The sequence below is a fragment of the candidate division KSB1 bacterium genome, assembly GCA_034505495.1.
GTDB lineage: Bacteria > Zhuqueibacterota > Zhuqueibacteria > Residuimicrobiales > Krinioviventaceae > Fontimicrobium_A.
Genome location: JAPDQV010000056.1, coordinates 15741 through 16040 on the forward strand (window position 1 = coordinate 15741; position 300 = coordinate 16040).

Below are 300 nucleotides of genomic sequence, written 5' to 3' on the forward strand. Positions count from 1 at the left end.
ATCTTGTCGAAAAAAATAATACGTTGGCCGGGGCGGGAGCGGCACCTTTGCCGTTGTGTCGATTGCAATTTTGCATGAGGGGATGGGGATGAGCATCCGAAATGCAAGCAGTGACCGTTGTTTAGAAATTACCTTAAAGACTTTGACTCCGTTATGGACCGGCGGGGTGGACCGTACCTGCGACCGCCTGCATGAGACCGGCCTCATCGGCTCGCTGCGCTGGTGGTACGAGGCGCTCGTGCGCGGGCTGGGAGGGTATGCGTGCGATCCGACAGAAAACGCCTGTCAGTTCGACGAAGA

General features: G+C 56.7%; 1 protein-coding gene. It reads left to right on the forward strand.

Features of this window, described 5'->3' with window-relative positions; genetic code table 11:
• Positions 1-88 precede the first annotated feature (88 nt).
• On the forward strand, positions 89-300 hold a 212-nt coding region (gene cmr1 / locus ONB24_14520; GenBank protein ID MDZ7317324.1), incomplete at its 3' end, for a type III-B CRISPR module RAMP protein Cmr1.